The sequence below is a fragment of the Leptotrichia sp. OH3620_COT-345 genome, assembly GCF_003932895.1.
Taxonomy (GTDB): Bacteria; Fusobacteriota; Fusobacteriia; order Fusobacteriales; family Leptotrichiaceae; genus Pseudoleptotrichia.
Genome location: NZ_RQYW01000001.1, coordinates 87,526 through 109,948 on the forward strand (window position 1 = coordinate 87,526; position 22,423 = coordinate 109,948).

At 28.7% G+C, this 22,423-nt stretch carries 20 protein-coding genes; 4 read left to right on the forward strand and 16 right to left on the reverse strand.

What is annotated here, in order from left to right:
- Positions 1–11 precede the first annotated feature (11 nt).
- From EII29_RS00355 to EII29_RS00365, 3 genes are read right to left on the reverse strand one after another with little or no spacing between them, the layout of a single operon-like run.
- The gene (locus EII29_RS00355; RefSeq protein ID WP_125235555.1) at positions 12–1,556 is read right to left on the reverse strand and encodes a phospholipase D-like domain-containing protein; all 1,545 of its coding nucleotides are present in this window, start codon (positions 1,554–1,556) and stop codon (positions 12–14) included.
- A 15-nt stretch (positions 1,557–1,571) separates the two neighbouring features.
- On the reverse strand, positions 1,572–2,942 hold the full coding sequence (locus EII29_RS00360; protein ID WP_125235556.1) for an MATE family efflux transporter: 1,371 nt from the start codon (positions 2,940–2,942) through the stop codon (positions 1,572–1,574).
- 13 nt (positions 2,943–2,955) lie between these two features.
- Complete coding sequence (locus tag EII29_RS00365; RefSeq protein WP_125235557.1) at positions 2,956–3,861, reverse strand: endonuclease/exonuclease/phosphatase family protein; 906 nt, start codon at positions 3,859–3,861, stop codon at positions 2,956–2,958.
- A 200-nt stretch (positions 3,862–4,061) separates the two neighbouring features.
- Between EII29_RS00365 and argH the strand changes: the two genes are divergently transcribed.
- Entirely contained in the window at positions 4,062–5,444 is a 1,383-nt protein-coding gene (argH, locus tag EII29_RS00370) for an argininosuccinate lyase (RefSeq protein ID WP_125235558.1), read from the forward strand.
- A 589-nt stretch (positions 5,445–6,033) separates the two neighbouring features.
- Here argH and EII29_RS00375 read toward each other — a convergent pair.
- The 4 genes from EII29_RS00375 to EII29_RS00390 all read right to left on the reverse strand — a co-directional run bounded on the left by EII29_RS00375 (position 6,034) and on the right by EII29_RS00390 (position 9,626).
- Positions 6,034–7,236, reverse strand: a complete 1,203-nt coding sequence (locus tag EII29_RS00375) for an argininosuccinate synthase (protein WP_125235559.1) — start codon at positions 7,234–7,236, stop codon at positions 6,034–6,036.
- A gap of 524 nt (positions 7,237–7,760) precedes the next feature.
- On the reverse strand, positions 7,761–8,336 hold the full coding sequence (gene efp / locus EII29_RS00380; protein WP_125235560.1) for an elongation factor P: 576 nt from the start codon (positions 8,334–8,336) through the stop codon (positions 7,761–7,763).
- 30 nt (positions 8,337–8,366) lie between these two features.
- A complete protein-coding gene (locus EII29_RS00385; protein WP_125235561.1) occupies positions 8,367–9,086 on the reverse strand; it encodes an SIMPL domain-containing protein in 720 nt (239 codons plus the stop codon).
- Positions 9,087–9,212: 126 nt separating this feature from the next.
- Entirely contained in the window at positions 9,213–9,626 is a 414-nt protein-coding gene (locus EII29_RS00390; RefSeq protein WP_148096391.1) for a hypothetical protein, read from the reverse strand.
- A gap of 339 nt (positions 9,627–9,965) precedes the next feature.
- On the opposite strand from EII29_RS00390, the gene thrC reads away from it, so the two are divergent.
- On the forward strand, positions 9,966–11,456 hold the full coding sequence (gene thrC / locus EII29_RS00395; protein WP_125235563.1) for a threonine synthase: 1,491 nt from the start codon (positions 9,966–9,968) through the stop codon (positions 11,454–11,456).
- Between the two features lie 239 nt (positions 11,457–11,695).
- Here thrC and EII29_RS00400 read toward each other — a convergent pair whose 3' ends face one another.
- The 5 genes from EII29_RS00400 to EII29_RS00420 all read right to left on the reverse strand — a co-directional run bounded on the left by EII29_RS00400 (position 11,696) and on the right by EII29_RS00420 (position 16,187).
- Positions 11,696–12,088 (reverse strand): OsmC family protein, encoded by a 393-nt coding sequence (locus EII29_RS00400; RefSeq protein ID WP_125235564.1) that lies wholly within the window; start codon positions 12,086–12,088, stop codon positions 11,696–11,698.
- Positions 12,089–12,176: 88 nt separating this feature from the next.
- Complete coding sequence (locus tag EII29_RS00405) at positions 12,177–13,508, reverse strand: FAD-dependent oxidoreductase (protein ID WP_125235565.1); 1,332 nt, start codon at positions 13,506–13,508, stop codon at positions 12,177–12,179.
- 98 nt (positions 13,509–13,606) lie between these two features.
- Positions 13,607–14,362 (reverse strand): hypothetical protein, encoded by a 756-nt coding sequence (locus EII29_RS00410; protein ID WP_125235566.1) that lies wholly within the window; start codon positions 14,360–14,362, stop codon positions 13,607–13,609.
- Positions 14,346–15,362, reverse strand: a complete 1,017-nt coding sequence (dusA, locus tag EII29_RS00415; protein WP_125235567.1) for a tRNA dihydrouridine(20/20a) synthase DusA — start codon at positions 15,360–15,362, stop codon at positions 14,346–14,348. Before dusA ends, EII29_RS00410 begins: the two co-directional genes overlap by 17 nt.
- A gap of 15 nt (positions 15,363–15,377) precedes the next feature.
- A complete protein-coding gene (locus EII29_RS00420) occupies positions 15,378–16,187 on the reverse strand; it encodes a M48 family metallopeptidase (RefSeq protein ID WP_125235568.1) in 810 nt (269 codons plus the stop codon).
- A gap of 321 nt (positions 16,188–16,508) precedes the next feature.
- Here EII29_RS00420 and htpX point away from each other — a divergent pair, with 321 nt between their 5' ends.
- Together htpX and EII29_RS00430 are read left to right on the forward strand one after the other, a co-directional pair.
- Positions 16,509–17,366 (forward strand): zinc metalloprotease HtpX, encoded by an 858-nt coding sequence (gene htpX, locus EII29_RS00425; RefSeq protein ID WP_125235569.1) that lies wholly within the window; start codon positions 16,509–16,511, stop codon positions 17,364–17,366.
- A 26-nt stretch (positions 17,367–17,392) separates the two neighbouring features.
- Positions 17,393–17,824, forward strand: coding sequence for a GNAT family N-acetyltransferase (locus EII29_RS00430; protein WP_125235570.1), 432 nt, complete (start codon positions 17,393–17,395; stop codon positions 17,822–17,824).
- A gap of 495 nt (positions 17,825–18,319) precedes the next feature.
- On the opposite strand, the gene EII29_RS00435 is transcribed toward EII29_RS00430, so the two are convergent.
- The 4 genes from EII29_RS00435 to argS all read right to left on the reverse strand — a co-directional run bounded on the left by EII29_RS00435 (position 18,320) and on the right by argS (position 22,397).
- Positions 18,320–18,772: a hypothetical protein gene (locus tag EII29_RS00435; RefSeq protein WP_125235571.1), complete on the reverse strand. Its 453-nt coding sequence runs from the start codon at positions 18,770–18,772 to the stop codon at positions 18,320–18,322.
- On the reverse strand, positions 18,759–19,157 hold the full coding sequence (locus EII29_RS00440) for a hypothetical protein (RefSeq protein ID WP_125235572.1): 399 nt from the start codon (positions 19,155–19,157) through the stop codon (positions 18,759–18,761). The genes EII29_RS00435 and EII29_RS00440 overlap by 14 nt, the downstream gene beginning before the upstream one ends.
- 329 nt (positions 19,158–19,486) lie before the next feature.
- Positions 19,487–20,608: an aminotransferase gene (locus EII29_RS00445; protein WP_125235573.1), complete on the reverse strand. Its 1,122-nt coding sequence runs from the start codon at positions 20,606–20,608 to the stop codon at positions 19,487–19,489.
- A gap of 64 nt (positions 20,609–20,672) precedes the next feature.
- Positions 20,673–22,397 carry an arginine--tRNA ligase gene (gene argS / locus EII29_RS00450; RefSeq protein ID WP_125235574.1) on the reverse strand — a complete coding sequence of 575 codons (1,725 nt, stop codon included), beginning with the start codon at positions 22,395–22,397 and terminating at the stop codon, positions 20,673–20,675.
- Between the last annotated feature and the right edge of the window lie 26 nt (positions 22,398–22,423).

Sequence of the window (22,423 nt, forward strand, 5' to 3'; positions counted from 1 at the left end):
TGTAATTTGTTTTAAAATGAACCTAATTGAGTTGCATCCAAAATTTTATACATAAAATCTGAAAATCCGCTTGTTGTAGGCTCATCTTCAAAATTTATTGTAAATATTCCATCTTTGTTTTCCCACAATCTATCAAAATATGAATATATATCTTTTGTCAATTTTGAATTTTTATCTGTTAATATTCTGAAATTGGCATCCATTATATAACCTCTTACATTTTTCTTTATTAGATTGGCTGAACCTGCTGATATTATAACACTTCCGTCTGTTTTTTTCATTAGAGTAATCTTAGTGTGATATTGTTCATTATTAGTAAAATACCACTTTATTTCAATTTTTCCTTTTGATTTTTTTTTCAGTTTTTTGGATACAGGTTTATTAGGAAGACCGTTAGTACTCATTCCAAAAGCATCCCTACTTCTGTCCAGTATAAGTCTTATTTTGACTCCTCTGTTTGAAGCATTTATTAATTTATTTATTATATTTTTATCAGCAAGAAAATACATCCCCATTATAAGTTCATCTCCTGACTGTAGACTGTCAATGTCCCTATCCATATATTTCCCAATAATTCCTTCGGAAATATACTGTATTTTATATTCACCTCCTTCAATATCAGTTATTTTATCATTTTTTATATCGTTTTCCTTTATTTCTTCCGAATTTTCTATTTTTTCAAGCTTAACTGAAGAAGATTCATCTTTTTCCATATTGCTTTCTTCACTATTTTTTCTTATATTTATTTCCGAGTTTGAAAATTCTGCAACAAGTTCTAAATTATGAAGTACATCTCCTGTTATGTCTCCATCTGCATAAACAGCTATATTTTCATGAAAATAGCTCGGATCATGTATATTTGCACTGGAAACAACAACTTCTCTTTCATTCAGAAATACTTTTTTATGATCAGCTTTTACATTCAATGCTCTGAATAAATTTCTCAATGTCAATTTCGGCCACATAGGACCGTAAAAATTAGTTATCCATCCTTTATTTTGTGGATTTCCAAAAGGCTTTATAGATCTTCTCCAGATGGGTGAATACCAAGGAAATGTATCTTTCAGCTTAAATATATCCACTATTATGATATTTATCCCGTTTTTCTTTAATTCCGTCAAAAAAGGATGTTCAAATGCACCGTATAAATTATTATTTTCATCTGTCAATATATATACCTTCAATTCAGGATTTTCCGTTTTTTTCTTTATAAGTCTTTTAACATATTCTTTAGCAAATTCAGGAAACTTTTCCTTATTTTTATTATAAATATCATTGAACAGAAACATTTCTATAATCAGATAATCTTTTGCATTGTCAATTATTTTATAGGTTGATTCCCATAAATTCCTGTCATATTTTATATTTCCGTCTTTATCCAAATAAGTCAAATCATAATGAAAATCTACATTTTTACTTTTTCTTAAAGGACTTTCATAATTTACTCCCAAAGGCGGCTCTTTTATTGTGGAACATGATAACACCAGAAAAAAAAGTAGTGGCAATAAATATTTTTTTATATTTTCGGATTTTTTTAAAGTATTTTTAAATTTCATCATTTTCTCCCTAAGCTAATGATTTCTTACAAGATTGTTTATCCATTTTTTACTTTTCAGCCTTTTTAGACATGGATATACTTTAAGCATTTCATCACTTCCTGAAAATAAATATACTAGTGCTACAGGAAGCCCTATTTTTATTCCGGCTATATATGTCAACGGAATGGCAAACAGCCATAACGGAAGTAAATCGGCAAACATCGTCCACAATGTATCTCCTCCCGATCTGAGTATCCCTACAATTAAAAGAGTTCCCGCCGTCTTAGTTATTATTAAAATAGCCTCGGAAAATATAATCTGCCGAGTTAACGGATACAATTGCTTATCTACACCCATTAATTTCAGGACTAAAGGACTTGTCACGTAAACAAACAGTGCAATTATCACTCCAAGCATCATGGCAGCTTTCAACAATTCTACCGCATATTTATAAGCATCTTCCTCATTTCCTGCCCCTATTTCATGACCGATTATAGCTGAAGTTCCGCTTGAAAGACCAAATATCAATGTAAACACCAAATTACTTATTGATTTTACAATCTGTATAGATGCTGCAGATTCGGTTCCCATTCTTCCGTATATTACCACATACATACTTACTCCTAAAACCCACATTATTTCATGCCCAAATACAGGAAGTGAAATTTTCATCACTTTCTTTACAAATTCCAATGAAAATCCGAACAATTCAGAAAAAGTTCCTGCTATTGGAAGTTTTAGTTTATATATCATAAATATTACATATAATGTACTTACAATTCTTGAAAATACAGTAGCGATAGCCGCTCCTTCCACTCCCATTGCAGGAAATCCGAAATTTCCGAAAATAAGAGTATAATTTGTAATCCCGTTGATAAACAATCCTAATATACTTGAATAAAGGGAATGTTTTGTCGCTCCTATGGCACGTAACTGCATATTAAAAGCAAATCCTATTCCTATTAAAGGATACGTCCATGCTACAATTCTCAAATATTTTCCTCCAAGAAATATTGCTTTCTTGTCATTCGTAAAAATGCCTATTATAATTTCAGGTATTTTAAGACCTAAAGACAAAAATAATAACGAAAATAAGAACCCTACAACAATGGTAATTCCCAGACATTTTTTCAGATTTTTATAATCCCTGCTTCCAAAATATTGTGCTGCCAGTATTCCCCCGCCACTATTCATACCGAATAAAGAAACAATGAAAATCATAAATACTTGATTGGCAAATCCCAATCCTGCCACAGCAGCAGTTCCAAGTCCGAGTACAGGATTTTTCACTCCAACCATAAATACGTCAATAAAGTTCATCAGACTGTATATCATATTTTCAAATGAAACAGGTAATCCTATTGTAAACACTTTTTTATATATTGCTTTTATTTTATTATCCATAACTCTCCTTTTTTTAATCCAAATCATTTTCAGTTGAATATTCTGAAAATATTAACAAATGATCTGAAATATATTTCTTAATTTCACCGTTATTATTTCGTAAAAAATTATACACTCCGTATCTTCCCGTGTATTCTTTCGTTTTTTCTTTATTTATAAAAAAATTGTCATATGAATTTACTAATTTTTTATCTGAAAGAGTGGTTAAATCACTTTCAGGATTTAAAATATAAGACATATTATTTTTTGAAATTAAATTTTTAAATGCGGTACTGTTAGCAGGTACATTAAAGTCACCTGCCATTATTATATCATTTTCTTCCGTTATATTCAAAAAATATTCATATACATCTGAATAATTCCCCGCTTCGATCAATCTCTGTTTTTCATTGTCACCGAAAATGGAATGGCAAATTACATATATAAAATCAAAATTTCCAAATTTGAAATATACTCCATAAGGTTCCCTTATAAAATCATTTTTATTTTTCTCTTTATAAAATCCTATTTTTTTTACTTCCTGAACTTTCTCACTTTTGTATATATATCCGTAATACTCTTTGTAATTTTCACTTCCTACACTGCTTTCAGATATTATATATTCCCACTTTTCCCCTGTAAGTTTTATCAGATGAGCTTTGAGTCTTTTCAGACCGTTTTCATTCATAACTTCTTCTATTCCCGTCAAATCAAAATTTGATATTATTTTTGCCATTACTTCATAATTTTTTTCCTTTTCTCCTAATCTCATAGCATTGAAAGAAGCTATGCTTATCAGATTTTCGCTTTTATTTTCAGATTTTACATTTTTTTCAAAAATATTTTTTCTATTTTTATCTTCTGTATCTGTTTTTTTATAACAACTAAAAATGCAATAAAAAAACAGTAACATAAAAATTCCCTTTTTTATATTTTTCATAAAACCCCCGCCTTTTTTCTGAAATATCTGTAAAAAATATATTTATTTTTATATTCTACTATTTTTTAAAATATTTATCAATTTACAATTTCAATTTTTTTAAATTTTTTATTTTCAATCTAAATATATAATAATTTCTATATTCTAAAAAGTATTCCCATATGTTATAATAAAAAACAATTCAAATAACGGAGGAAAATATGAAAAAACTATGGGAAGGGCGTTTTGCCAAAGCTACTGATAAACTGCTTGAAAAATTTAATGCTTCTATAACTTTTGATAAAAGACTTTATAAAGAAGATATAAAAGGAAGTATTGCTCATAGTAAAATGCTTTCAAAACAGGGAATTATCATGGAAAAGGAACAAAAAAATATTGAAAAAGGGCTTTTACAGATAAAAGAAGAAATAGAAAAAGGAATTTTTGAATTCAAAATTGAAGATGAAGATATACATATGGCAATCGAAAAAAGACTTACTGAAATAATAGGAGAAACAGCGGGAAAACTTCATACTGCCAGAAGCAGAAATGATCAGGTCGCTCTTGATATAAGAATGTATGCTATGGAAGAAGCTAGAGAAATAAAAAAATTACTGATTAATATGGAAAAAACTATTATAGATATGTCTGAGAAATATAAATCCGTAATTATTCCGGGATATACACATCTTCAAAGAGCACAACCCATACTATTTTCTCATTACCTTATGGCTTATTTCCAGATGTTTAAGAGAGATATCTCAAGAATTGAAGATTTTCTTGGAAGAACGGATGAAATGCCTTTGGGTGCCGGAGCGCTTGCAGGAACTACTTTTAATATTGATCGGCATTTTACCGCTTCTGAACTGGCATTTTCAAAACCCACTGAAAACAGTCTTGATTCTGTAAGTGATCGTGATTTTATCATTGAACTTTGTTTCATTATTTCAATGATATCAATGCATCTTTCAAGATTTTCCGAAGAAATTATTATTTGGTGCTCATCAGAATTTTCTTTTTTGACTCCTGATGATGCTTTTTCCACCGGTTCATCTATTATGCCTCAGAAAAAAAATCCTGATATTCCGGAGCTTATAAGGGGAAAAACAGGAAGAATATATGGAAATCTTATAAGTTTATTAACTACAATGAAAGCACTTCCATTAGCTTACAATAAAGATATGCAAGAGGATAAGGAAAGTATATTTGATTCTATTGATACTATCAAAATTTCAATTGAGATTTTTTATAAAATGCTTAGTACTTTAAAAGTTAATAAAGAAAAAATCTTAACTTCTATGAAAAAAGGATTTTTAAATGCAACAGATGTAGCTGATTACCTTGCAAAGAAAAATATTCCTTTTAGAAAGGCACATAAAATTTCAGGCAAAATAGTTTCATACTGTGAAGATAAAAATATTGATATTGAAGAAATGACACTTGAAGAATTTAAAAACTTTTCAGATATGTTTGAAAATGATATTTTTAATGAAATTACTTTAAAAAATTGTGTCAATAAAAGAAATTCCTATGGAGGAACTTCTTATGAAAATATCAAAATGCAAATAAAAAAAGGAAAAAAATATATTGAAAATATTGAGTAGTAAAATATCAATAAAAATATGAGAGCAAATCAAGCTCTCATATTTTTATTATTCTTTTATTTATTTTTAAAATTTTAATAGTTTTTTATGAATTAAAAAATATTTCTATATCTACAAACAATACATATCTTAAAAATTAAAATTATGATTTTAAGTAAAAATCCATACAATTAATATATACAAAAGTCTATAAATCAATATATTTTTGCACTTTATGGAAATGTTCCCCACAAAAAAGTGTACCAATTCAAATATTCTTATATTCCGAAACTGCTTTATTTATTTGAATTTACTTTTATTCAGAGAATGATTCATTTCTTCATTTCTTGTTGATATCATTTAAATATTAAAATTTTTAACTTAAATTTCAACTTTAAAACTTATCACTTCAATTTCATTTTATCCATATTTATTTATAAATATTTTCTATTCTTATCACCTAATATCTTTAATATTCAAATTTTCAAATATAAAGAATACTAAAAATATCCTTTTTGTTTTATAACGAATGAAATACTTTTAAATATTTTTAAAATTTTGAATTGAATATTTTTTGATCAAAAGCTCTTTTTATAAAATCCTATTAATTTTATTTACTTAATTTTTTATATGCCCTTATTTTATTAGGCAGTGAAAATAATTTTATAAATCCTTCTGCATCTTTATGATTGTACAGTTCACTTGCACCGAAAGAAGATATTGTTTCATCATAAAGTGCATTTTCAGTTATTCTTGAAGCAATTTTTATATTCCCTTTATATAATTTAAGCTTTACTGTCCCTGAAACATTTTTTTCTACTGAATCTACAAAAGCATCCATAGCTTCTCTTAAAGGAGTAAACCACTGTCCTGAGTATGTAATATCTGCATATTTTCGACCAATTATCTTTTTCATTTCATAAGTATCCTTATCAAATACTACACTTTCCAGATCACTTAATGCTTCTATAAGCAAAGTACCTCCCGGCGTTTCATATATCCCTCTTGATTTCATTCCTACAAGTCTGTTTTCAACTATATCTATAACTCCTACACCGTTTTCTCCTGCTATTTTATTAAGCTTTTTTAATAACTCCACAGAAGAAAGACTTTCTCCGTTGACTTTCACGGGCCATCCTTCTTCAAAAGTAATGGTTACATAAGTAGGCTCATCTTTTGCTTTTTCAGGAGGTGTCACCATCATATAAACAATTTCTTCATTATGCTCATTTTCAAGTTGCTCTATATCTCCGCCTTCGTGAGAAATATGCCATAAATTCTGGTCTCTTGAATATATTTTTTCTTTCGTTACTGTTAACTTTATGTCAAATCTCTGTGCATAATCTATGGCACTTTCTCTTGAAGAAATATCCCACATTCTCCATGGTGCTATTATTTCTATTGTAGGATCCAATGAAAAGACTCCGGTTTCAAACCTTACTTGATCATTTCCTTTTCCTGTACAGCCATGACATATATATTTTGCATTTTCCTTATGGGCAATATCTACAAGTACTTCTGCTATCAACGGTCTTGCAAATGATGTACCCAATAAATATTTATCTTCATATACCGCTCCGGCTCTTAATGCCCTGAACGCATAGTTCCTTACAAATTCTTCCTTCTTATCTTCAATATAAATTTTTGAAGCTCCGGATTCAATAGCTTTTTTTCTTATTTCTTCCATATTCTCATCCTGCCCTACATCAACACAACATGCAATCACTTCAAAATCATAGTTCTCTTTTAACCATGGAATTATTATGGAAGTGTCCAGTCCACCTGAATAAGCCAAAATAACCTTGTCTTTCATTTTCTCCTCCTTTGTTTTTTGATTATTTTTTTAATTTATCACACTTAAATGATAAAGTCAATATATGATTTGATATTTTAACTTTCATTTTATATATAATTGAAATATATATAAAAAATTATACTGTACAAATATAATCTTCAAAAACTGAAATACAATAAAACGAAAGTAAATAATAAAGTTGATTTTTTTTATTTAATACACTGTTTTTTCCTATTTTCTGTATTTTAGATTTTTTACTATTTTTTTTATTACTTATAATATTTAGATTTTAAATAAAAGTATAAAATTCATTTTTAACGATATAATTATTTTTAATAAATTAGATGTATATGCTGATTTATTAAGCTTGATATTATTTGATTATTAAAAAACATTAGAAAATAATATTATAATTTTAAAATTTATTGTTTTCATTTTTTAACAGTTCATTATTATTTTCTATTTTTTAAAAAAATAACACTTTACTTTCTCTACAATTAAAAAACAGGAACTTAACATAAAATTCCCGTTTTTAAATATTTTTATCCATTTGCTCTTTCCATATATTCACCTGTTCTAGTATCAATTTTAATTTTATCTCCTATAACAACAAACAAAGGTACTTGTAGAGTATATCCCGTAGAAATGGTAGCAGGCTTGGTTGCTCTTCCTATAGTATCTCCTTTTAATCCCGGCTCTGTATAAGTAACTTCCCTTATTACAGTATTTGGAAGTTCCACTCCTACCGGAGTTCCTTCATACATTAATACCTGTATTACCATTTCTTCAATAAGAAAATTTACTGCATCTCCTAAGTCTTCTTTTGTTAAGGCTATTTGTTCAAAAGATTCCTGATCCATAAAGAAATATTCTTCTTCCGATTCATATAAAAATTGCATCTGATTTCTGTCCAATATAATATCATCCATCATTTCAGTGGATAAAACTGTTATTTCCTGTACCTTTCCTGAAATCAGATCTTTTATTTTAAATTTCATCTCAGCCGCTCTTGCCTTTTTACCCGATGTGGACTGATGTCTGTCAGCTCTCAATATTAAATAGGGAACTCCATCCTTTCTGTATGTGCTTCCCTGTCTTAAATCCATTGCCGCTTTCATTGATTATTTCCTCCTAAATTTTCTTTAATTTTATTTATTTGTATCAATCGAGTATGTTGCTGTTACGACTGATCTTAATTTCTTATACATCTGATTTTCCACAGGCTCGTCCGATCGTTTTACATCTTCTTTATCTTCAAGAATTTCAAACTGTCCCTGTGTTAATTTTTTTAGCTCTGCTATCCTTCCGTTATTTACTTTCAACATTTCAAATGCTCTCATTTCAGCATTTTTAGAAGCATCTATAAGTAAATCTTTTTTATATTTTTCAATTCCCGTTATATAGAATTTCGGTTTAATTACTTCCAAATTGTTAAATTTCAAAGTTAATTCAAATAATTTTTCATAAATTTCATCAATTTTATCTATTTCTTTCATATTTATCGAGATTGTTTGTAATATTTGATAATCGGATATTTTATTACTTTCTCCAATATATGTAGGTTTTATTTTCAAATTTTGGACATTATAATTTTCTTTTTCGACTTTTATCAAATCTAAGAGCTCTATTACTGCCGTTTCTTTTTCTGAAATAGCTTTTTTTGCTTCTTCAATGTCTTTATTTTTAGCACTTAATATTACATTTACAATTGCCCTGTCGGCTTTTATTCTTCTTTCAGCAACACCCTTTACAGTTATTCTGTTTTCACTTTTATTTATTTTGTCCAATGCGTTTGATATTAATGCTCCTGACACTATCAGTCCAAATGCCAGTATTGTCGAAATTATTATAAACTGTACTTTTTTCATAATCAGATCACGTACTTTCTCATTTGTTATTTCAATTTATAAATTTATATTTCTTTTTCTTTGCCATTGAATTATAGTTTATTTTATTAAAAAAGTCAATTATGTTATTATTTTTATAATATTTCTTTATTTTACTTCATCCAATATTTCTATCACTTCTCTTTTCAAAACAAAAGTAAGGTTTTCGGTAGCTATTCCGTTTAAAATATTTTCCGCCCATTTTCTTGCATTTGACTTATCATTCTTATCATAATATATCCACATAAGGTTGTGGTGCATTGCTTCCCCGTCTTCAGAAGATTTAGTATACCATTCTTTAGCTTCCACCATATCATTCTTTTTATATGCTATATATCCCAACATTTTTGCTGCATCTCTGATTTTATACCGTTCATAAACTTCTTTAAACTTTTTTATCCCTTTTTCCTTGTTTATATTGTAATAATACATTAATGCTATTTCGTAATACGTATCTGTATCGTATTTTTGCAGCTTTTTTATAATAACTTTCAGCTTTTTCAAATTCTCCATTTTTTTCATATTCCAAAGCTTTATCTGTTAATCTTGAATATTTTTCGTTATCTTGAATACCTTCTGAAAAAAGACTGCATTACTTGATAAATATAGTAAAAAAAATAAAAATCAGTATTTTTTTCCTAAATATGAGTTTTTCCCCGTTCATATACATTTTTTTATTTATATAAATTTTATTATAACTTTCTTAAATTTTTTCAATTATATTTTACTCTTATTTCCAATAATTTACAAGAAAAAATATTTCATATAATTTCTGTTTTTTATTGTATATATACTAATTTTGTGTTATTATTTGTAATAAATTAATGAAATATATTATTAAAAATTGAAAGAGGTGTACATATGAATTATAAAAGTACAAGGGGCAATAAATTAAAATCTTCGACATTTGCCGCCTTGCATGGGCTTGCAGAAGACGGAGGATTATATATTCCTGAAAAACTTCCTGATATAAAATTATCTTATGATGAGATTAAAAATATGTCTTATCAGGACTTGGCATGTAAAATTATCGGATTATTTTTTACAAAATTTTCTCAGGAAGAAATTAAAAATGCAGTTAATAATGCTTACAACAATACTACATTTACAAATAAAAATATTGTCCCTTTACATAAATTAAATGAAAAAGTGAGCTTTGCCGAACTATTCCACGGAAGAACATTGGCATTCAAAGACTTGGCACTTTCTATTTTTCCGTATCTGCTTCTTTTAAGTAAGAAAAAGCAAAATGAAAATAAAAAAATATTAATATTGGCTGCTACTTCGGGAGATACGGGAAAAGCGGCTTTGGAAGGCTTCAAAAATATTGATGGAATAAATATTATTGTTTTTTATCCTAAAAACGGTGTCAGTCCTATGCAGGAAGAACAGATGAGAAAACAATTAGGAAAAAATGTCGAAATTGTCGCTATAAACGGAAACTTTGACGATGCTCAAAGTGCTATTAAAAATATATTCTCATCAGATGAATTTAAAAAATATGCAGAAAATCATGGAATAATGTTTTCCAGTGCCAACTCCATAAATATAGGAAGACTGTTTCCTCAAGTGATTTACTATGTTTCTTCATATATAAATTTAGTCAGAAACGGAACATTAAAAAACGGAGAAAAGTTCAATGTTGTAGTTCCTACAGGAAATTTCGGTAATATACTTGCAGGGTATATTTCAAAAAAATTAGGAATACCTATAAAAAATTTTGTTTCCGCTTCAAATAAAAATAAAGTCCTTGCAGACTTTTTCAAAACGGGAACTTATAATAAAAACAGAAAATTCTTTACTACAAATTCTCCATCAATGGATATTCTTCTTTCTTCAAATTTTGAACGATATTTATATTACAGCACAGGAGAAAATTCTGAAAGAGTGAAAGAACTTATAAATTCTCTTTTTTCTATAGGAAAGTTATCAGTTTCTAACGAAGAAATTGAAAATATAAGAAAAGAATTTTACGGAGAATTTGCTGATGATGAAGATACCATAAAATCAATAAAAAGTGTATATGAAAAATACAAATATTTAATGGATCCGCACACTGCCGTTGCTTATTCAGTTTATGAAAAAGAAAATAACGGACTTGATAAAAACTTTCATACCGTTATTATGTCTACTGCTCATCCTTTCAAATTCCCTTTACCTATTGCAAAAGCATTAGGAATAGATGAGAATAAAGATCCTTATGAAATTCTTGATGAAATCTCATCTCTTACAGGTATTGAATTTCCTGAAAAACTTGAAGAAATTAGAAATTCAGAAATAAGATTTTCAAAAATAATTGACAAAACCGAAATTCAGAACTTTGTAAAAAATTATATAAATAATTTAAAATAAGCATTTTTAGAGGGTTTAATACCCTCTTTTTTATTATTTTAAAACTTCCCGACATGCCAAAAACTATCCGACGTTCAGAATTTTTCTGAGAAAATATAAAATTATGATATTCAAAAAAACTGCTGTTTAAACGAAGTAAATTTGCCAGTTTTTTAAACATAATAAATATTTTTGAGAGCTAAAAATTTTACAGTCGACAACAAACATAAGGATAGCAATTAACTCTCACAGAAAAAACATTATTCAACATCATAAATAAAAGTATAATTTTGAGTTATATCAGAAGACAAGCTTCTCCCTACCACACACATTTCTTTTACCGCTGTCTCGGCTTTTTTTCTAATTTCTTCACTGTATTCTTTTCTAAGATGAAATACCAGCTTTATTTCAGTTATACGGTACACTGTCAGATCTGTCTGTTTCTCTACTTCTACATAACTGTCTTCAAAATTCATATTTTCATTTTCTATGACTATGGATAATACCGTCATTGCACATGAAGTAACTGCTGCTGCTGTCAGCTCTGATGGAGAAAGAATCTCTCCTTTTCTGTCCGTTAAAATTTTCTGTTTCCCTGCTTTTATTTCTGTCTGAAAATTTCCTTTGTAGCTTACTGTTATTACTTTCGACATTATTGTTCCTCCTATATTTATTTTTAATTAAATAAAAACGATAACTTGCGGAACTTATTTCCGGTTATCGTTTTATTTTATGTTTCAATTATTTCAATGCATTCAATCCTGCAAGATTTATAAAGTTCCAAGGTTTATTATAATGTGGCTGGAAGAAGAAATCAATAAATGCCAGTTCATCAACAGTCATATTATTTTGTATACATACTGACAGAGTATTTATTGATTGAGTCAAATCAGCCTTTGAAGTTAATTGGGCTCCTAAAATTTTTCTTGTATTTTTTTCAAATACCACTTTTAATGTGACTTTTTCATATGTAGGCATAAATTCAGGTCTGTAATTATCTACAGCATAAACATAATCAGCATCTATTCCTTCTTTTTCAGCTGTTTCCTGAGTTATCCCCGTTGACGCCATATTATTTTCATATATTTTAATACCTGATGTTCCCTGTGTTCCCGGGTGTTTTATTTTATTTTCTATTAAATTAAGTCCTGCCAGAGTTCCCATTCTTACTGCATTTGTAGCAAGAGGAATGTACATAGGGGAACCTAACGGATTAAAGAATACTGAACAGCAATCTCCTGCCGCCATTACATCCTTATCACTTGTTCTCATATATTCATCAACTTTTATCGCCCCGTTCGGTAACATTTCCAGCTGACCTTTAAATATTCCCGTATTAGGCATAAATCCTACACACATTATTACCATATCAGCTTCATGCTCATTTTTATCAGTAATAACTTTAGTTACATTTCCGTCTTTTCCTTCAAATTTTACGACTTTTTCTCCTGTTGCAATGACTATCCCGTGATTTTTAAATGATTCTTCGGCAATATCAGTATAATCCTTATCAAAATATTTACTTAATATTCTTTCTTCCGCATCGACTAAAACAACTTCTTTTCCGTTATCTCTAAATGCTTCCACAAGTTCCACACCGATATATCCTGCACCTACTACAACTATTTTTTTTGCATTTTTCCCTCTTTCAATTATTTCATTTGAATGATTGAAATTTTTTGAAAGCAGGATATTATTTAAGTCTATTCCTTCAATCGGAGGAATAATAGGCCATGAACCTGATGTAATAATAAGTTTATCAAAAGTTTCATCAAATTCAATTCCTGTTTCCAGATTTACTACGTGCACTTTTTTACCTTTTATATCAACGCTTTTTACATCATGTTTCATTCTTGTATCAACGTTCAGTTCTTTCAGTTTTTCAGGCGAACAGTAAAACAATCCCTGAGGGTCCTTTACTACTCCGCCCACATACAGTGCAATTCCACATGACAGAAAAGAAATATTATCATTTCTTTCAAATACAGTTACATCTATATCAGGGTTTAATCTCTTTAAATTCAATACCGCTGCTGTCCCGGCATGTGTACATCCTATTACGACTACTTTCATTTTAACACTCCTTGTAAATTACTTTTTTCTCTTTTGTACCTACACGTATTATACTATAAAAGTTTAAAAATGTAAAATATAAAATTAAAATCTTTTGTTTATTTATTTTTCATTTTGGAACGGAATGAATTTTTACTGTCAAATCCTTTACTTAAAATTTTTTCTTCATTGGACATTTCAGGTGATACTTCTTTTTCACTTTTAAGCATTGACAAAAATTCAGTAAGGCTTTGCCATATCCAATCTGCATCAATATATACTCCTATTTTATCCAGAGAAGGATTAATGAATACTCTTTTTCTTATTCCCTTTGAATTAGTTCTCCTATGTTTTACTACACTTTCGTCAATAAACTTCTGTACAAGTAATACAGGTACTTGATTCAGTTCACTCCACTCATTTATTTGAGGAGGCTCCTTACTATATCCGTGAATGTAGTCAAATCCCTCCATATCGAGAGAATCATTTTTTCTGCCTGTTTTCAGTAAATCTGAAAAAGTACTGTCGTAATGTACAAATTCGGATATTATCCTTATTTTTTTACTGTCATTAAAAGTAAAATAAATTTTATCAAAGTAAGAAAAATAAGCAGTATCCAGTTCTTTATAATTTTCCATATCAAAGTGAGTATAAACTTTATTTTTAGTAGCAAAAACGTGAACCATGTTATTTCCTATATAAATTACTGAATGAAGTGCGTCACTATCACCAATATGTTTATATACACTTTCAGGTATCAGAGTTTTTTCATCTACAACCACAGGTTCACGACGGTCAAAAATCAATTTTTCATCTATTCCGTACTTTCCTACTTTGTAGTCATAAAAATCTTTAAATTTACTGATAATTTTCATTTTTCTTTTTCCTTCCGATTTCTTTCAGTAATCTTTTCAAAGTTTCTGAATCGGCTTTTGGAGTATTTATTTCCCTCTTCCAATATTTACTTCCATTTATACTATGAAAAAGTCCATGTGTATGCATTAAAAAACGATGAGGTCTTATTCCTTTTTTTTCTATATTTTCCACATACAGTATCATTTTTTCAATTATTTCTTCTCTTGTAATATTTATAGTTTTTCCGTAATATTTACCGAATTTTTCCAAAATCATAGGATTGTCGTATATTTCCCGTCCCAGCATAACTGAATCTAAATATTTCAAATGCTCATCTATCTGCTCAACAGTTTTTATCCCTCCATTTATTTCAATATGTAAATAAGGCTTCTCTTTTTTCAATTTATACACCTCTTCATATCTTAAAGGGGGAATTTCTCTATTCTGTTTCGGATCAAGTCCTGCTAAAATCGCTATTCTGCCATGAACAATATATTTTTTTACTCCCGCTTTTTCTGTAATATTAATAAAATTAAGCATATCTTCATATTTATCAAATAATGTTCTTTCAAAGGAAGAGGGTAGTACATTTTTTCCGTCTATTCCGATTCTATGTTTTATAGAAACAGGCTTATCAGTAGCTTTCTTCATTTCTGAAACTATTTCAGCCACACCTTCAGGAAAAGCCATTAAATAAGCTCCCATCATATTTCCCGATACTTTGTCCGAAGGACATCCTACGTTAAGATTTATTTCGTCATAATTATATTTTTCAGCAATTTTTACGGCTTTATAAGCTTCTTCTTTATTAGTAGCTGCAAGCTGTAATACGATAGGATGTTCTACTTCATCAAAGTCCAGAATATAATCAAGATCACCGTTTATAATTGCCTGTGCGGTTATCATTTCTGTATATAGCAGAACATCTTTATTTATCATTCTTACAAAATTTCTAAAATGTCTGTCTGTTTTGTCAACCATAGGGGCAACACTAATTATATCTTTTATATCTTTTTTCATTTAACTTCCTGCTTATTATTTTTTATAGTATTTCATTGCTTCAGGTAAAAACTTTCTCAATGCCTCTATTCTATTCTGAGTAGAAGGATGTGTGGAAAGTATTTCGACATTCACACTTTTTTCCATTTCCATCAATCTTTCTTGTGCCTTAATTGCTTCTTGAGGATTATACCCCGCCATCGCCATAAATATCATTCCGTATTTGTCAGCTTCGTATTCCTGAGTTCTACTGAATTTAAGAAGACCTATAGACAACCCTTGTTCCATAAGGTCATTATCTATAATTGAAGTAGCTCCTCCTGTGAGAGCATCTGCAAGTGCTTTTCCAAGCATTACCACTGATGCTGCCGTTTTCCCACTCTGACTTTCAGCATGATGTCCGCCTATTACATGTCCTATTTCATGTCCCATTACAAATGCTATTGCTGCATCTGTTTTCAATATAGGCATTATCCCCGTATAAAAGACTATCTTTCCTCCAGGAAGCGCAAAAGCATTTATTTCGTTGCTTTTTATAAGATTAAATTCCCAATTCAAATTTTTTACTTTATTTCCCATACCGTTTTCATTCATGAATTTTTCTACAGCTACAGATACTCTGTTCCCTATTCCCGACAGTCTTTTCCCATCAACCGTATTATTTGCAAGCAGATTTTTTACTTGTAATTCTTTTATAAATTTAGTATATTCTCCTGAATACTGCGATACAATACTTTCATCACTTACCAATTTCAGTTGTGATCTTCCTGTTAACGGTGCAGTAGCACAACCTGTAAATAGTAAAGTTCCTGTTAAAATCATTATAACTTTTAAAATTCTTTTCATACTTTGTATATCCTCCCTTAAATTTGTTCAAAATTGTCTATTGTTATTCTTAATTTATATTTTACATTGTTTTTCTTCTTTTTTCAACATATATAATTCTATACTTTATTTAAAATAATATTCGTTGAAAAATTAGATTTTATATATTATAATAAACATGATGGAAAATATTAAATGTTACAGTTAAATTGACTAGATTTCGGTATAAAAGTTAATTAGATTGATAAAAATAATAAATTTATAATGAGGTTTATTTTTATCTCAATTTCTGTAATATTAATTGAAATTAAAAATAATTTGACACATAAAAAGGAGGAATATATGTTTGAAAACAGTTTAAAAACAGGACTTCTTATGACAGGACTTGTAGCTCTATTCATTGCCATAGGAGGATTGTTCGGACAGGAAGGGGCGTTAATGGGACTTATACTTGCCGGAGGAATGAGTTTTTTCAGTTACTGGTTCAGTGATAAAATGGTTTTAAGTGCTTATAAAGGACGTGAAGTTACTGAAAATAATGATCCGAGATTATACAGAATGGTACGTAACTTAGCACAAAATGCAGGACTTCCCATGCCAAAGGTGTATATAATACCCGAGCAACAACCGAATGCCTTTGCTACAGGAAGAAATCCTCAACATGCAGCAGTCGCATGTACTGAAGGGCTTCTCCAAATAATGAATGATCAGGAGTTGGCAGGAGTAATAGCTCATGAGCTCGGACATATAAAGCATAGAGATATATTGATAAGTACTATTGCCGCTACTTTTGCAGGAGCAATTTCAAATATAGCAAGATTTTTACCATACAGTGTAGGGAGAAGCCGTCGACGTAATGACAATGGAGGTACTGCCGCATTGGCAATGCTCCTTTCTATTTTAGCACCTATAGGAGCATTAATCATTCAAATGTCGATTTCACGTAAAAGAGAATTTATGGCTGACAGAGCAGGTGCCGAATTTTCAGGAAATCCTTTATATCTAAGAAATGCCCTTGAAAAACTTGAAACATACAGCAGAGGAATTCATATGCGCAATCAAAATCCGGCTTATTCTCATATGTTTATTGTGAATCCTCTGGCAGGACTGGGAGGACTTGCAAATCTTTTCCGAACTCACCCTTCAACTGAAGAAAGAATAAGAGAATTGGAAAAACTTGCAAAAAATAAAGGATATTAATCTCAAGAATATGAAAGGATAGAAAAATGAACTGGATTTGCAAACAATTTAACGAATTGACTTCAAACGAACTTTTTCTTATTTTTAAAGAAAGAGTTACAGTGTTTGTTGTAGAACAGAATTGTCCTTATCAGGAAATAGATGACAATGATTTAATTGCTACACACATATATAAAATAAATGATGGAAAGATTGTTGCATACTGTCGTATAATTCCCATGAAAGACGGAATTCACTTGGGAAGGGTTCTTGTAAGAGAGAGTTCAAGAAAATCAGGAATAGGACGTGAACTTGTTTCTGAAGCGTTAAAAATTATAAAGAAAAAATGGGGAAATAAACCTGTGTATGCTCAAGCTCAAGCATATCTTGAAAAATTTTATAGCTCTTTCGGATTTAAGGCTGTTTCTGATGTGTATCTTGAAGACAATATTCCTCATTTAGATATGATTTTATCATAATTGGGCTGCTGATAAATTTATGAGGGCTAATCTTGCCCTCATTTTTTTATAATATCATCTAAAAATTATTTTATTTTTTCTAATTGTCATTACACAAAAGAGAGATTTATTTTAATTGTAGTTCATTTCACCAACACTGAAAAGTTACGTTTCTTCTTCCTTTTTTATTTTTATATTCTCCTTTATAGTAAAAAGGCAGGATAAATATTCAAAATAATGCAAAAGAAAAAAAGATAATTCTTTATACTCTAATTTCCTAATAATAATTTTACTTTCTGTAAATAACAAATATAATAAAAATATTATCATAGTAGTTAACTGATATAAAATTATCTCTTTATAACTAATCTGTCATAAAATATTAAAAATTGTAAATAATTTAAAAATATAACAAACAAATATTTAAAATCCTCCTTTACCAAACATTTGTCCTCTTAATAAATAAAAAATATCAATTTTGTAAAAAAAATTCTTAAAAATAGAATATTTACTTTCTTAGCGGCTATGTCCATTGTTCTGACTTTGTTTGCTATTACTGAAGGGACGTGTGTTTTTTGTAAAAGGTTCTAAATAATAGTTTGTTCTTGCTATTTGATTTACATTTATATAGTTATCCATAAAATTAAGATATCTGCTTAATCTTTCTTTGGCAATTTTTATATCACCACTCGGATATTTCTTTTTGAACCTTTCCTCATCTATACATATATTGTTATTTTTACACATATTTCTAATATCTTTAGGTAATATCATACTTAAATTTTTAGTTGCAATAGGTCTTAAAAATTCTTCATCTTTATCGGCAAGTTTTGCAGCTTCATGATATCTTTCTTTTTCTCTCACTGCCACAGCTATATACATTCGTTCTTTATTAATTTCATTTATTTCCCGATATTGTACTTTTTTTAATTCCGCAGGAGATAACTTTATAAGATCAACTTCGTCCAATCATTTTTTCTTCCGTTATACTCGTGTTTTTAATGCCTTGATTTATAAATATTTTAGAAATAATAATCATTGCTTGTTCAGCACTAATTTCGATACCTTTTTCAGCTAATTTTTTAGAAACAAGCTCTCCTATACTTGATAAGGAAAGTTCAAAATTTGTGGCTGGAATCAGCAATATACCTAATTCAATTGCAAAATTTACATTTTTTGTATCTTTAAGGTATTTTGCTACATATTTATCTATTTCCTTTTCAGAAAATTTATAAGCTCTTTGCAATTCTTCATAAGAATTATCTTTAAAGGGCTTTCTTACTTCGTAAAGTATAGGTGTATAAAAATCAACTACTGTTTTACTTATAGTATTATCTGATAATTTTTTTGTCATAGACCTCTTCATCTCCTTTATATTATATTTTCATATTTTTTTATAATTTATAATACAAATTTTCACTTAGATATTACAACAAAAAAATATTATTGTCAAATTTCAGAAAATTTCTTTCTATTCCTTTATTTATATAATCTGACGGTTATTTTTTTCAAAAAAATTATCAATAATAAGATAATATCAAATTATTTCAATAAAAATATACAAATAAATACTAAAAATGATTATTTAAGAAATTTAAACTTATAATTTTCAATATATAAAATATTTTAAGCTTGGAATAATTGTTTTTTATCATTTTTTTTAGAAGTTATAAAATATCAGTTTTATTTATCAAATTCTCTCAAATATTCTGAAAGTTTTTCCAATCCTTTTTTTAATGTTTCTGTATAGGTACAATATCCCAGACGTGCATAACCCGGCATATCAAAACGATTTCCCGGAACTAAAAGAACCCCTTTTTCTTTTAACAAATTGATACAAAATTTCTCTGTTTCCATCGGAATATCCAGTTTAATAAAGGAAGTAGATACATTTCTCGGAAAAATTACCGATACTCTCGGTTCTTTTTTTATCCATTCCTTTAAAATTTGCAGATTTTCAGATACTATTTTCTGATTACGTTTCAAAACGGCATTTTTATTTTTCAATACATATGTTGCCAGATAATCATCAAATACCCCTGCACAAATCATTGTATAATCACGATATTTACGAAAAAGGTCAGTTATTTCAAGATTTGCTGCAGTCCAACCTACTCTTATCCCCGGAACCGAATAAGTTTTTGATAGACTGTTAATTGAAATTCCTTTATTATATAAATCTACAATAGCAGGAATTTCAAGTCCATTTTCAAGAGGTTTATAAACTTCATCAGAAAGAATGTATATTTCATATTTTTCAGCTATTTTTACCAATTCTTCCAGAAATTCACGGTTCATTATAGCACCCGTAGGATTGTTTGCGTTGTTAATACATATCATCTTAGTATTCGAACGAATTAAGCTGTTTAATTCGTTTAAGTCAGGCAACCATTCATTTTCTTCTTTGATTCTCCATAAATCAACTTCTGCTCCTAAAGAACGCGGTATATCATATAGCTGTTGATAAGTAGGGTATAATGAAATTATATGGTCATCAGGTTCGACTAAAGCATATAAAGCCATAAAATTCGCCCCTGTAGCTCCATTAGTCTGTAAAATCTGTTCAGAAGAAACATTTTTATAAAGCATACTTACCTGTTTTTTAAATTCAGGCGATCCTTCAATCCATCCGTAATTCATTTTCTTTATTATTAGTTCTTGAAAAAATTCTTCTTTTGTCTTATTTCCTATTGCTATAATTTCTTCCAAAGTAAATGAAGCAATAGAGCTTCCCGCAATATCATAAACTGCTTCATTTTCCCACACATTCAGCCACTCTTCCACTCCAAAATTAGCTATTTTCATATATCACACTTCCTTTCTTACTTTTTCAAGTAGAAGTAGTATCATTTTATAAAAATTTAAAATTTTACATTCTTTCAACTACATCTATTCCTAATAGTCCTAATCCTTCTTTTATTATATAAGCTGTTTTTTCAGCAAGTAACAGTTTTGTATTAAACCTACTTTTATTTTCTTCTTTAGTTATTGAATCAGCAGCATAAAATGTATTAAATATTTTAGCCGTTTCAAAAAGATAATCTGCAATAATGTTAGGTTTGTAACTTTCATATGATTTTAAAACTGCATAAGGAAATTTTAATAAAGCTAAAGCTAACTCTCTTTCATTTTTATTAAATTCTTCAAATATCAAATTATCATTCTTAATATAATTTCCATAATTTTTCCTTAATTTTCTGAATATGGACATTATCCTTGCATATGTATATTGCAAATAAGGAGATGTATTTTCTTCAAAATTCAGAACTTTATCCCATGAAAATGAAATAGGTGTCATTCTATTTTGACTCAAATCAAAATATTTTATAGCTCCAATTCCGATTATTTCTGCTATTTCACTTTTTTCTTCTTCAGATAGTTCAGGATTTTTTATATTAATAATTTTCTTTGCCTTTTCTATAGCTTCATCTAATATATTAATGAGTCGTCCTTCATTTACGGATGAGAAAACATCATCTTCAAATCTCATAATCCCGAACCAGACATGGATTTTTTCGTAATCATACGGTTTTCCTATCATTTCAGATATTTTGAATACTTGCCTAAAATGCTCTTTCGGTCTTTCATCCATTACATAAATAGCACTGTCAATGTCAAGTATATCTTTCCTATATTTGAATGTGGCCAAATCCGTGGATGAATATAAATGACTGTTTCCATCTTTTTTCCGTACTATACAGGGACTTAATTTTTCTTTTTCATTAAAAAATACCGTAAGCACTCCTTCATCATTTACGGCTATCTTCTTTTTCCTAAGTATTTCCAATATTTCAGGAATCATTTTAATATAAAATGATTCTCCGTAATACGTATCAAATTCTATATTTAATTTTTTATAAATTTTCTCAAATTCTTTTAATGAATACTCGACAAAGCTTTTCCATAAGTCAACATTTTTTTTGTCACCTGATTGTAATTTTATCCATTCTTCTTTTGCGGATACTTCCAACTCAGGATTTAACTGTGCTTCTTCAGAAAACTTCAAATATATTCTTTCAAGTTCTCCTATGGGATTTTTTTCATATTCTTCCTTATCCACCCACTTATTATAACCGACTATAAGTTTCCCAAAACGACTTCCCCAATCCCCTAAATGATTATCTCCTGATACTTTAAAACCTACATATTTTAATATACGCTTTAAAGAATCCCCGATTATTGTACTTCGTAAATGTCCTATGTGCATTCTTTTTGCTATATTCGGAGAAGAATAATCTATAATTGTATTTTTTGATGTATCAATTGGAAAATTATATTTTTCAGAACCTATTTTTTTTATTTCATTAATAACTACAGAATTTTTTATAAATATATTTAAAAATCCTGGACCGGCAATTTCAAATTTATCTATAATATCATAATTTCTAAATTTTTTTATGATTTCTTCTGCAATTTTTTCCGGATTTTTACCTATTTTTTTTGAATTTACAAGAGCAAAATTTGTCTGAAAATCGGCAATTTCCTTTTTAGAAGTATATCGAACTTCTACACTGATATTTTTGAACGCTTTTCCAAATATTTGTTCAATGTTTTCTTTCAGTTCTTCTTGAACTTTAATAATTACCGGTTTCATTTTTCCTCCATTTCCGTCAAATATAA

What these genes read in the sequence shown, in the direction of transcription:
- efp (WP_125235560.1), bottom strand. Translation starts at nt 8,336, where the DNA reads ATGAAAGCGGCAATGGATTTAAGACAGGGAAGCACATACAGAAAGGAT.
- EII29_RS00375 (WP_125235559.1), bottom strand. Translation starts at nt 7,236, where the DNA reads ATGAAAGACAAGGTTATTTTGGCTTATTCAGGTGGACTGGACACTTCC.
- EII29_RS00405 (WP_125235565.1), bottom strand. Translation starts at nt 13,508, where the DNA reads ATGAAAGTAGTCGTAATAGGATGTACACATGCCGGGACAGCAGCGGTA.
- dusA (WP_125235567.1), bottom strand. Translation starts at nt 15,362, where the DNA reads ATGAAAAAAGATATAAAAGATATAATTAGTGTTGCCCCTATGGTTGAC.
- EII29_RS00360 (WP_125235556.1), bottom strand. Translation starts at nt 2,942, where the DNA reads ATGGATAATAAAATAAAAGCAATATATAAAAAAGTGTTTACAATAGGA.
- EII29_RS00355 (WP_125235555.1), bottom strand. Translation starts at nt 1,556, where the DNA reads ATGAAATTTAAAAATACTTTAAAAAAATCCGAAAATATAAAAAAATAT.
- EII29_RS00400 (WP_125235564.1), bottom strand. Translation starts at nt 12,088, where the DNA reads ATGTCGAAAGTAATAACAGTAAGCTACAAAGGAAATTTTCAGACAGAA.
- EII29_RS00410 (WP_125235566.1), bottom strand. Translation starts at nt 14,362, where the DNA reads ATGAAAATTATCAGTAAATTTAAAGATTTTTATGACTACAAAGTAGGA.
- EII29_RS00420 (WP_125235568.1), bottom strand. Translation starts at nt 16,187, where the DNA reads ATGAAAAGAATTTTAAAAGTTATAATGATTTTAACAGGAACTTTACTA.
- htpX (WP_125235569.1), top strand. Translation starts at nt 16,509, where the DNA reads ATGTTTGAAAACAGTTTAAAAACAGGACTTCTTATGACAGGACTTGTA.
- argH (WP_125235558.1), top strand. Translation starts at nt 4,062, where the DNA reads ATGAAAAAACTATGGGAAGGGCGTTTTGCCAAAGCTACTGATAAACTG.
- EII29_RS00365 (WP_125235557.1), bottom strand. Translation starts at nt 3,861, where the DNA reads ATGAAAAATATAAAAAAGGGAATTTTTATGTTACTGTTTTTTTATTGC.
- EII29_RS00385 (WP_125235561.1), bottom strand. Translation starts at nt 9,086, where the DNA reads ATGAAAAAAGTACAGTTTATAATAATTTCGACAATACTGGCATTTGGA.
- EII29_RS00445 (WP_125235573.1), bottom strand. Translation starts at nt 20,608, where the DNA reads ATGAAAATAGCTAATTTTGGAGTGGAAGAGTGGCTGAATGTGTGGGAA.
- EII29_RS00440 (WP_125235572.1), bottom strand. Translation starts at nt 19,157, where the DNA reads ATGACAAAAAAATTATCAGATAATACTATAAGTAAAACAGTAGTTGAT.
- EII29_RS00390 (WP_148096391.1), bottom strand. Translation starts at nt 9,626, where the DNA reads ATGAAAAAAATGGAGAATTTGAAAAAGCTGAAAGTTATTATAAAAAAG.
- thrC (WP_125235563.1), top strand. Translation starts at nt 9,966, where the DNA reads ATGAATTATAAAAGTACAAGGGGCAATAAATTAAAATCTTCGACATTT.
- argS (WP_125235574.1), bottom strand. Translation starts at nt 22,397, where the DNA reads ATGAAACCGGTAATTATTAAAGTTCAAGAAGAACTGAAAGAAAACATT.
- EII29_RS00430 (WP_125235570.1), top strand. Translation starts at nt 17,393, where the DNA reads ATGAACTGGATTTGCAAACAATTTAACGAATTGACTTCAAACGAACTT.